This window comes from Mycobacterium sp. (genome assembly GCF_049802695.1).
In the GTDB taxonomy this organism is placed as follows: Bacteria; Actinomycetota; Actinomycetes; order Mycobacteriales; family Mycobacteriaceae; genus Mycobacterium.
Window position 1 is genome coordinate 1 of sequence record NZ_JBARMY010000550.1, and the last position, 10,413, is coordinate 10,413.

General features: G+C 65.1%; 11 protein-coding genes. All 11 read right to left on the reverse strand.

From position 1 onward, the window contains the following. Positions 1 to 13: 13 nt before the first annotated feature. The gene (locus tag WA317_RS21685; protein WP_425174987.1) at positions 14 to 796 is read right to left on the reverse strand and encodes a HypC/HybG/HupF family hydrogenase formation chaperone; all 783 of its coding nucleotides are present in this window, start codon (positions 794 to 796) and stop codon (positions 14 to 16) included. Then, positions 793 to 3,168, reverse strand: coding sequence for a carbamoyltransferase HypF (gene hypF, locus WA317_RS21690; RefSeq protein WP_425174988.1), 2,376 nt, complete (start codon positions 3,166 to 3,168; stop codon positions 793 to 795). Before hypF ends, WA317_RS21685 begins: the two co-directional genes overlap by 4 nt. Before the next feature lies 1 nt (position 3,169). Further along, entirely contained in the window at positions 3,170 to 3,436 is a 267-nt protein-coding gene (locus WA317_RS21695) for a HypC/HybG/HupF family hydrogenase formation chaperone (protein WP_425174989.1), read from the reverse strand. A gap of 2 nt (positions 3,437 to 3,438) precedes the next feature. Further along, positions 3,439 to 3,939, reverse strand: coding sequence for a hydrogenase maturation protease (locus tag WA317_RS21700; RefSeq protein ID WP_425174990.1), 501 nt, complete (start codon positions 3,937 to 3,939; stop codon positions 3,439 to 3,441). Positions 3,940 to 3,956: 17 nt separating this feature from the next. Beyond that, on the reverse strand, positions 3,957 to 4,076 hold the full coding sequence (locus WA317_RS21705; protein WP_425174991.1) for a DUF6893 family small protein: 120 nt from the start codon (positions 4,074 to 4,076) through the stop codon (positions 3,957 to 3,959). Positions 4,077 to 4,088: 12 nt separating this feature from the next. Continuing rightward, positions 4,089 to 5,432, reverse strand: a complete 1,344-nt coding sequence (locus WA317_RS21710; protein ID WP_425174992.1) for a hypothetical protein — start codon at positions 5,430 to 5,432, stop codon at positions 4,089 to 4,091. Next, a complete protein-coding gene (locus WA317_RS21715) occupies positions 5,429 to 6,088 on the reverse strand; it encodes a DUF6084 family protein (protein ID WP_425174993.1) in 660 nt (219 codons plus the stop codon). The genes WA317_RS21710 and WA317_RS21715 overlap by 4 nt, the downstream gene beginning before the upstream one ends. Then, positions 6,085 to 6,717, reverse strand: a complete 633-nt coding sequence (locus tag WA317_RS21720; RefSeq protein WP_425174994.1) for a DUF5947 family protein — start codon at positions 6,715 to 6,717, stop codon at positions 6,085 to 6,087. The genes WA317_RS21715 and WA317_RS21720 overlap by 4 nt, the downstream gene beginning before the upstream one ends. Further along, positions 6,714 to 7,700, reverse strand: a complete 987-nt coding sequence (locus tag WA317_RS21725; RefSeq protein WP_425174995.1) for a NifU family protein — start codon at positions 7,698 to 7,700, stop codon at positions 6,714 to 6,716. Before WA317_RS21725 ends, WA317_RS21720 begins: the two co-directional genes overlap by 4 nt. Position 7,701: 1 nt before the next feature. Then, the gene (locus WA317_RS21730) at positions 7,702 to 9,501 is read right to left on the reverse strand and encodes a nickel-dependent hydrogenase large subunit (RefSeq protein WP_425174996.1); all 1,800 of its coding nucleotides are present in this window, start codon (positions 9,499 to 9,501) and stop codon (positions 7,702 to 7,704) included. A gap of 63 nt (positions 9,502 to 9,564) precedes the next feature. Continuing rightward, on the reverse strand, positions 9,565 to 10,413 hold an 849-nt coding region (locus WA317_RS21735), incomplete at its 5' end, for a hydrogenase expression protein HypE (RefSeq protein WP_425174997.1).

The following is a 10,413-nucleotide window of genomic DNA, read 5'->3' on the forward strand; positions in this document are numbered from 1 at the left end:
TCGTCGACTTCGGTCATCTGCGCCGCTCCTCGATCCCGGCCGAGCCGGCATCTTCGTCGTCGACGCGGCAGATCGCGGTGCCGGCGTGGACCAAAATCAACTCGCCGACGGCGACCGGGTCGATCAGCGTCGTCACCACGTTCTCGACACCCCGTCCGGTGCGCACCGCCGCCAACCCGTCACCCGATACCGTCAGCACCTCGGCCAGCCGACCCTCGTCGCCGCAGGTGATACAGGTGTCGTCCTCACAAGCAGTGCTTTTCGGGTCCGGCTTGAGCAAGCCGGAATGCTCGAAACACACGTGGGTGAGTTCCCACAGCAGGTGGTAGAACAGCACGAAGCCACCCGTTGCAGGCACTCTCGGGTCCGGGTCGTCGAGCCACAGCACGTGATCGGCCATCCCCGGTTTCGGTCGTTCCCCGCTGCCGATCCAGATCGTGGTGACGCCCCATGCCCGGCTTCGGCGCATCACCGAGCACACGTCGCGACCATCCGCGCCGGAAACCGCGACCACGATGTCGCCGGGCCGCACCGAAACCCGCACCAAATCAACCAAATCCGATCCGGTCAGCGCCACCGCCGGCAATGCCCGCTTCCCCACGATCACCGGGTGCACGAACTCCACCGCGACGTGCAAGGCATGCGGCTCCCACGACGGCGCGATCGACCACATGGTCGCACCCGCGGCGAATCGCTTGGCCAGTGTAAAAGCAGCGGCGGCCAAATCCTCGGCCAGCTCGGCGCCGAGTCCACGATCGATCGCTGTGATAGCGGTAGTGTCAAAGCCAGAAGTCAACACTGCACCTCCTGAAGTGCGGTCAGCATGGAGATCGCGGCCTGCCCCAGTGCGAGTCCGCCATCGTTGGGCGGAACGATGTGGTGGGTCAGCACTTCGAAGCCGGCCAGCTGCAACTGCGTACGGCATGCGCGTAGCAGCAGCACGTTCTGGAACACCCCGCCGGTGAGGCCGACCAGACGCACCGCGCCGGCCACCTGACCGACCACCTTGGCGACCGCAGTAGCGACGGCCCGGTGGAACTCCGCCGCCAGCAGCGCCGGTTGCGTGCCGGCATACAGGGCCGACACCATCGTTTGCACCATTGTGGCGGGTTCGATCACACCGTCAGCCCGCACGGTGAGTGGCAAAGACGGTCCGGGCCCGTCCCCGGCCGATTCGGCAAGCGCCTCGAGTTCGATGGCGGCCTGACCTTCATAGTCGATCCTGTGCCGCACGCCGAGTAGGGAGGCGACCGCGTCGAACAGCCGGCCCATGCTCGAACACGGCACACAACCCGCGCCGCTTTCCAGTTGAGAACGGACAAGACGTAATTCGTCTGGGGTCGCCGCGGTGACCGGTGCCAGATCCGGAGTCCAATCAATGTCGGCCGCCCACAACGCAGACAACGCCATCCGCCACGGGTTACGCACCGCGGCGTCACCGCCGGGCAGCGGTACCGGCAACAGGTGGCCGGCCCTTACGAAACGGTGACTGTCGGTCCCGAGGGTAAGGATCTCCCCACCCCAGATCGTCTGGTCGCAGCCATAGCCGGTGCCGTCGAAGGAGACTCCGACGATCGGTTCGCCGATGCGTCCATGCTCGGCGAGTAGCGACACCACATGCGCGTGGTGGTGCTGGACGAGATCCAGCGGCCGATCGGCCACGTGGCGCTCCGCCCAACTCCGGGTGTGATACCCGGGATGCAAGTCAGCGGCCAATCGTGCTGGTGCGCCGCGTATTCCGGTCAGCTGGCCTACCGCGCGCTCGAATGCGCGCAGCGTCTCCCAGGTGGCCATGTCACCGATGTGTCCGGACATGTAGGCGTGCGAGCCGTCGGTGAGGCAGAAGGTGTTCTTCAGCTCACCACCGACAGCCAACACCGCCGGACCCCTGCGCCCGATCGACCCGATATCGATAGGTAGCGGCGCAAAGCCACGGGAGCGGCGGATCGGCAGTTCCCGGCCGTCGATGACGCGTACCACCGAGTCGTCGCAGGGCACGTGGATCGGCCGGTCGTGGTCGAGCAGCGCGTCACATAATTCACCGGGCCCGGTAGTTCCCCAAAGCCGTTGCTTGACATTGTCGCCGGTAAAGCAAATGGGTTCATCGGAACGGTTGGCGCTGGTCAGCACGAGCGCGTCGGGGACCCGGCCGCCGCCCGGCACCGGCGCCAGCAGCAGGTGATGAACAGGTGAGTACGGCAGCATCAGTCCGAGCAGTGGACTGCCCGGCGCAACGGCATCGGCGACCGGCGCGCCGGGGCGGCGCCGCAGCAATACGATCGGGCGGGCAGGACTGGACAGCACCGCAGCCTCGGCCTCGTCGATACGGGCGTAGCGGCGGGCGACGTCAAGGTCGCGGACGAGCACCGCGAAAGGCTTGGCAAGACGGGCTTTTCGTGCCCGCAACGCGCCGACAGCCGTGTCGTTGTCGATGGCACATGCCAGGTGGTAGCCACCGATTCCCTTGATGGCGACCACTGCACCGGCCGCCAGCGCCCGTTGGGCGGCTGCCAGTGCGGCATCAGATCCGTTTATTTTTCTGGGCTGCCCAGCTGCTGCTGACCAGAACCACAGCGACGGACCGCAGGCCGGGCAAGCGATCGGCTGCGCGTGGAACCGGCGGTCGGCCGGATCGTGGTATTCCGCGGTGCATCTGTCACACATGGTGAATGCCGACATGGTGGTGGCCGGACGGTCGTATGGCAATTCGCGGATGATGGTGAACCGCGGCCCGCAGTTGGTACAGGTCACGAATGGGTGTCGGTAACGACGGTTGTGCGGGTCGAAAAGTTCAGCGAGGCAGTCGTCACAGATTGCGACGTCGGGTGGAATCGGTGTTCTGCCACCGGTGACGGTCTGGCTGGCGACGATCCGGAACTCGTGCCCGCAGGCGGCATCGGCCTGGATGTCGACAACGCGGATAGTGCTGATCCGCGCCAGCGGCGGAGCCTCGCTGTGCAGCCGACGACCGAATTCAGCCACGCGTGCTTGTTCACCCTGCACCTCGAGAAAAACTGAGCCCGAATCGTTGCCGACGAATCCGGCCAGGCCCAGCTCGCCGGCAATCCGGTGAACGAACGGACGAAAGCCGACGCCCTGGACGACACCGGTCACGGTGACGCGCTGCCGGACGTCATCAGACCGCAGCAGCAGGGGGGTGTCAGTCATCTCAACCGCCTTCGGGGCTGACCGTCGGATCGCCACCGCCCCGGCCCATCAGCTCCAGACCGGCCATCGCCTCTTCGGCCCCGGCCCGGTCCGTCTTGTCGACGACAAAGCCCATGTGAATGATCACCCAGTCGCCGGGCGCGAATGTCTCTTCCGGCAACATGCCGATATTGACCTTGCGCGGTTCGCCGGTTACGTCGACCAGTGCGAGCTGTCCTTCGTAGCCGTCCAGCGTCCTGATCACTTGTCCCGGTATACCCAGACACATAGTTAGCGCCCCTGTCGCATCGACGTTGCTGCGGAGGCGGTTTCCAAGGCTGCGACGATCTCCTCGACTGCTCGTGCGGCGCGGGGGACGGCGTTGGCTACGGGCTCGGTGAGACCGATGCCTTCCTCGACGCTTTGCGCCTCGCATCCCACCACGACCGTGTAGGGCGGGCTGCCGCCCAGGGCCCGCAGGCTGGCGAACACCGCCGCCGGGTCCATGCTGTGTGCGTCGACAGTGGCTGCGCTGGAATCGAATTCATGATCAGCCTGGAACACGTGCAAGGTGCCAGGGTTGCCGCGGCTGGGTATCGCGTCGACGAGGACAAGGGTGTCCCACCCTTCAAGCAGATCGTAGGCCAGGTGCATGCCCCGGATGCCATAGTCGATGACGCGCACGCTGGGATCCTCCGGTGAGATTGCGGCGATTCGGACTACTTCTGAGCCGAATCCGTCGTCTCCCAGAAAGATATTGCCGATTCCGGCTACCAGGATGCGCGCTGCCATCGGGCTGCCTGTGATGGCTACATCCGCCTGAGTTTGAGGTAGCGGCGGGCATCCGGCAGGGACGTAATCCCCAGAATCAAGCCCAGTCCAACAATCAGTGTGATGAAGGCTAAGAAGATCCAGCCCAAGATTGCCATGTCGCACTCCTTTCAGTGATTTGTCTTTTGTCGAGTTTCTAGTGGCTCGATTTCGTCGGGAGAGAAGTACAGATAGCGGCCGTACCAGTCGTGCAGGTCGGCGGCTGGGTCGTCGTCGACGACGACCCCTACGTGCTTGTTGCCCTCGACGTCCTCATGTACCGACGTGACGCGGGCGGTCTTGCCGGCGACGAAGATGTCCTGTGCGTCGGCGTTGCGTCGCGGGCGCAACCGGACCTGGCTGCCCCGTGCAACCCGCACCCCGTTGATCAGTACCGCGTCGATTTCGGGACGTACCGCGTTGTCGGCCATCGGGTCCCACCAGTCAACCCCCTCGGGAATCTCGGGGACCAGTCCAGCGGCCGAGTGCGGATCCCGCAGCGCACCGTGCAGGCGGGCCATGGCATCGGGCGACATGTCGTCGCACTGGTCGATGATCTGCGCGGCCCGCGGATCGGTGGCGCGGGCCTGCGCCTTCTCTTCATCGGTCATCGTCATCACGCGCAGGGTCAGGATCTCGTCAATCTCCGTGCAGTCGAACAGCGCGGTGCTGCTCTGTTCGGCGATTTCGGGATGATCGTAGAGAATGATCGGCGAGACCAGCATTATGTCTTGCGCGCCCGGCGGGCCGGCCAGCACGGGGAAGCAGCGGTGCCGGCTACACCGCGCGACTGCGTCGGCCGCGGCGAGTGGTGGCTCGAGCAGCGAGATGAACCGACCACCGACGACTTCGGCGATGACGTGGGTTCCGATCATGGATCGCGCGATCACCGAATCTTTACCTTCGGCGTTGCGCTGGACGGCGGTGCCGACGTTGCTGACCCGTACTGAGACCCGGCGCAGGTCCCCGTCCTGCTCGATGGTCACAGCCAGTTCGCCGCGCACCTCATTCCGGTCGCGGACCAGGCGGCCGCCGTCGACCCGCTCGATATCGGTCGCCGCTGCTGCCGTCACCGGCAGCGTCCACGGCCCGTCAGTGAATGCCAATGGCCCGTACGACACTTCGCATTCAGCCGCCTCGTCCCAAGTCAGCCATGATCCAGACATGGTGGTCAGCTCGTCGACTGGGACGAATTTGCCGTCGGCGATTTCACGTTCAACCCGTCGCCGCTGTAGTTGCAGGAAGCGCACTACCAGGGTGATCGCCTGGGCTTCCTCGACCAGAAACTGCGCCGCCATGGTGTCGTCTTCGCCCAAGCCTGCGTCGGCCGCGCCGGGCGGGCCCAGAACCCCGAACTGCCAACGAGACTGGTTCTTGCTCGACGTCCCGCGGTACGGGTAGAGAAGATAGCCCTCATACAGCACGGCGTCGGCGACGGCGCGGGCGCGATCCCAGCTCGACAGCCCGGATGTCACTGGACCGTCTCCCACTCGGATGCTGCAGCCAGCAGCGAGGTGACCGCGTTGTCGAGGTCGAGCAGCGCGCGCGACGACTTGTAGGCGGCCAACGCGGCGATGGTTTCATGACTCAGCCTTACCCAGCCCCCGTTCGGATAGTGCTGGACGATCAGATCCCGCCAGACCGTGACCGGCATGTCCCAGCGATGTTCACAGTCCCAGGAAACCTGCTGAACGGAAAATCCGCGGTCGGATTTCACGAAGATCGTTCCGCTGAAGAGGAATTGGAGAGGTATTGCGCCGTCGCGCAGCGCATGTAGGTACTTGGCGGCGGCGACCTCGAAGTCGTAGGTGCAGTCCAGGGGAAGCGCCACGGTCGTGGCGCCGGCGAACCCCGGCACCATCGCCGTGCAGTGCTGCCACAAAAAGGTGCGCTGGGTGGTCGCCCAGCGTTCGCGAGGCCCGAATAAATCGGTCAGCCCGGCTGCCTCGTCGTCGGAGTAGGAACGTCGCAGCGGCTCGATGCGGACCTGGCTTCGCAGCGCAATGGCGTGCACCGGATCCTCACCGCCAGTGGTGACTTCGATGCGGGCGGTGAGCAACGGGGTGACGGCGTACGGCTCGGGCGTCACGTCCAGGACGGCGAAGTTCACGTCCATGTGCCGATCGTTCATCGCGGCGTCTCCCGAGCGCGGGCCGCAACCTGCGCGAAGAAGCCGTCGATGTACGCCCGGGCCTCCTGGCCGCCGTCGAAACCGCGCCACAACATGCGCAAGCGTCCGACGAACTCATAGCAGGCGTCGATCGGAACGAGATAGCTTTGCGGGCCGGCGTCTTCGTCTTCCGGAACCCGGACCAGCAGCGCCTCCACATCGTCGGCCAGCAGGCCGACCCGCGGGTCGGCGCCGCTGATGGCGCTCCACGCGGCCAGGTCCAGCTCGGATTCGCATGCGCCGGCCGGTCCGGGATAGAAGGCGACCGTGCGCCCGAGTTCGGAGTTGGCGAAGAAGAAGGCCATGCCAACCGGGATTTGCAGTGCTGTCCATGCGCGGCGGTCGAGCGCAAAATCCGGAAACGCCAAATAACGGTCGGGCACCGCGCGGTAGCGCAACTGGGCTTGGGAGTCGGTGAACAACAGATAGCAGCCGCGGCATACGCACATCAGTTGTCGCGCAGCCACATTCACCACATGTTGATGCTCGTCCGCGATCAGTTCGCTGCACATCTCGCACCGCTCGCCGACCGGTTCCGGGGGCGGCCGGCTGCTGGTGATACGCGCCAGCACGTCATACGGACTCGTCATGCCGGAGCCCCCAGCGCTTCGGCCGGCACCGCGACGCACAACACTCCGTCACGGGTCAGCAGCGGGATGGGATCGAGGTGGCAGTCGGCATCGTGGTCGATGCATGCGCCGGCATGCACGACGTCGAAATGTGCGTGGCACCGAGGACAACGCAGCACCGGTTTGGCGCCACCCATCGGGCGGTGCAGTACTGCCCCGGCCAACGATCTCTCGCACGCCGGGCAGTTGTCCCGGTAGGCATAGAGCTGGTCGTCGATGCGACACGCCAGGACGGTCAGGCCGGACATCCCTTCGATCAGAAAGCCGCCGACTTCACCAGGGGACAAATCGTTCAGACCGGGCACTGGATGCCAGGCTGCCCCGGCGTTGAGATGGGCCTCTGAATTGGCCCTAGAATTGGCCTCCGTCTTGATCCTGGCCAGCAGTGCTTCGGCCGGAATCACCGCGGGCGCCGTGGGTTCAGCGGTCACGACTTCGATCGACGAGATCTCCGGCGCAGCCGCGCGGATCGCATCTTCGACGGCCAACTCCAGGGTCACTGCTGACGACGGACAACTCTTGCAGCTGCCCGCGAACTGGAGCCAAACGGTGTCCCCCTCTGGTCCGCTGACGATGTCGACCAGGTGCACGTCGCCACCGTGGGAGCCCAAATACGGCCGCACGCTGTCCAGCGCGTCGTTCACCCGCCGGTGTACGTCATGCGGGTGCAGGCCGTGTACCAGGAGCAGGCTGGCCACCAGGTCGTCGGTGGCCAGCCGCTCGGCCATGCCCAAGTCGCCGGACGACTGCGACAGCTGGATGATCCGTTCCAGTCCGGCTCCGTAAAGCCCGACTACCTCGCGAACCAGCTGCTGGGCACGTTCATGCGCGGCCGCCCCACCCGCCGCGCAGGAATCCAAAAGTGTCTGAATCCGATCGCCCGCCGTGCGCCACTGCGCCTCGGTCTGGGGGTTCTCCGAGGGGGTGGTCGGGCGATCCGCCATGTCACTCCCCGGCAGGTGACTGGGTCGGCGTATGCAATCTCTCCAGCGTCTTGCCCTTCCCCAAATACATGTGAACACCACAGGGCAGGCACGGATCGAAGCTGCGCACCGTGCGCATGATGTCGATGCCTTTGAAGTTCTCCCGGCCATTCTCCTCGAAGATCGGCTGCCCCTGCACCGCGTCCTCGTAGGGGCCCGGCGTGCCGTAGCTGTCGCGCGGACTCGCGTTCCACGGGGTGGGCGGGTACGGGTGGTAGTTGGCGATTTTGCCGTCCCGGATCACCAGATGGTGGCTCAGCACACCGCGCACCGCCTCGGTGAAGCCACAGCCGATGCCCTCGTCGGGCACCTCGAACTTCTCCCAGGTCTTGGTGCGTCCGGCCCGGATCTCGGCGAGTGCCTTCTCGGCGAAGTGTAGGGCGCACGCTGCCGCATATGCCTGGAAATAGGTACGGGCCCGGTCGCGTTCGATGGTGTTGCTGCCGTGCTTGGGTATCTTCCACTCCAGTTCCACCGGGCCCTTCAGGACGGTCTTGGGGAGGTTGATCTTCACGCTTTGACCGGTGGCCTGGACGTAGCCGATGTCGACCAGGCCGGCGAGTGCGGTCGCCCACAGCCGGGCCAGCGGACCGCCGCCGGTGTCCAGCGCCAGGTGATCCTTGCCGTCGAACCAGCGTGGCGACATCACCCAGGTGTACTTTCCACCGTCCAGGTCTCGCTTCTGCGGGTGCGGGTTGGTGTGCTGGTTCCACGGGTGGCGCCGGTCCACCGGGTTGCCCAGCGGATCGGTCTTGACGAACATCTCCTGGTCGGTCCAGTCGTCGTAATACGAGCTGCCCAACAGGATTCGGAGGCCCAGGTTGATGTCCACCAGCGAGTGGGTGACCAGCTTGCCGTCGACGACCACACCCGGGGTGACGAACATCGCGTTACCCCAACGCTCCATGTCCTTGTACTCGAAGTTGCACACCTCCGGGTCCTGGAAGGAGCCCCAGCAGCCGAGCAGGGTGCGGCGCAGGCCGACCTTCTCATAACCTGGCAGCGCCTCGTAGAAGAAGTCGAACAGGTCGTCGTGCATAGGCACGACCTTCTTCATGAACTCGACATAGCGCATCAACCGCGTCATGTAGTCAGTCATCAGCTGAATGGTCGCCACTGTGCCGACGCCGCCGGGGTAGAGGGTGGAGGGGTGCACGTGGCGACCCTCCATGAGGCAAAACATTTCCCGCGTCGTCCGGCTCACCTGCAGCGCTTCGCGGTAAAATTCGCCGCTGAACGGATTGAGCGACCGCATGATGTCGGCGATCGTCCGGTACCCGTGCGCTCCGGCGTGCGGTGCCGCGGTCTTTTCCGCCAGCGAAAGCACGCTCGGGTTGGTCTCGGCGACCATCTTCTCGCAGAAGTCCACGCCGACCAGGTTCTCCTGAAAGATGTTGTGGTCGAACATGTATTCCGCGGCCTCGCCGAGATTGACGATCCACTCGCCGAGGTGCGGCGGCTGGACCCCATAGGCCATGTTCTGCGCGTAGCACGAGCAGGTGGCGTGGTTGTCACCGCAGATGCCGCAAATGCGGCTGGTGATGAAGTGTGCGTCGCGCGGATCTTTGCCCTTCATGAAGATCGAGTAGCCACGGAAGATCGACGAGGTGCTGTGGCACTCGACGACTTCCCTGTTCTCGAAGTCGATCTTGGTGTAGATGCCGAGGCTGCCCACGATCCTGGTGATGGGGTCCCAGGCCATTTCGACGAGTTGGCCGGGTTCCCGCTTGGTTTGTGTCGGCTCGGGAATGATAGTTGTCATCGAAATACTGCTCTCCGCTCTGGGGCTCTGAAGTGGAATGGGGCGCGCGACCTGGCAGGTGCGCTACCAGGTGCGGCGTGCCCCGGTGGTGAGTTCGTTGCCGCTGTGGCGCCAGCGCGGTTCCTTGTCGACGGTGCGCCCCGTGATACCCCTCAGGCTTCGAATCACGGACCCGTACAGACCCGACGCGGTGGTGGAGACCTTGCCGCCCGGCGGCTCGTCCATGAAAGGCATGAATTTGTCCGGGAAACCCGGCATGGTGCATCCGATGCAAATTCCGCCGACGTTAGGGCAGCCGCCGATGCCGTTGATCCATCCCCGCTTGGGCACGTTGCACTTCACGACCGGGCCCCAACAGCCGAGCTTGACAATGCATTTGGGCGAACCGTACTCGGTGGCGAAGTCACCCTGCTCGTAATAGCCGGCCCGGTCACAGCCTTCGTGCACGGTGTTGCCGAACAACCACTTGGGGCGCAGCGCGTCGTCGAGCGGAATCATCGGAGCCTGGCCGGTCGCCATGTAGAGCAGGTAGGTGAGCGTCTCCGACAGGTTGTCCGGATGGATCGGGCAGCCGGGAACGCAGACGATCGGGATGCCGGCCTTGCTCTTCCATTCCCATCCCAGGTAGTCGGGAACGCCCATGGCGCCGGTGGGATTGCCGGCCATGGCGTGGATGCCGCCATAGGTCGCGCACGTTCCGACCGCCACGATTGCGGTGGCTTTGGGCGCCAGCCGGTCGAGCCACTCACTGGTGGTCATCGGCTGGCCGGTGGCCGGGTCGTTGCCGAACCCGCACCAATAACCCTCGTCCTTGATCTTTTCATTGGGGATGGAACCTTCGACGACGAGCACGAATGGTTCCAACTCGCCGCGATCGGCCTTGAAGAACCACTCGAGGAAATCGTCGGCGCC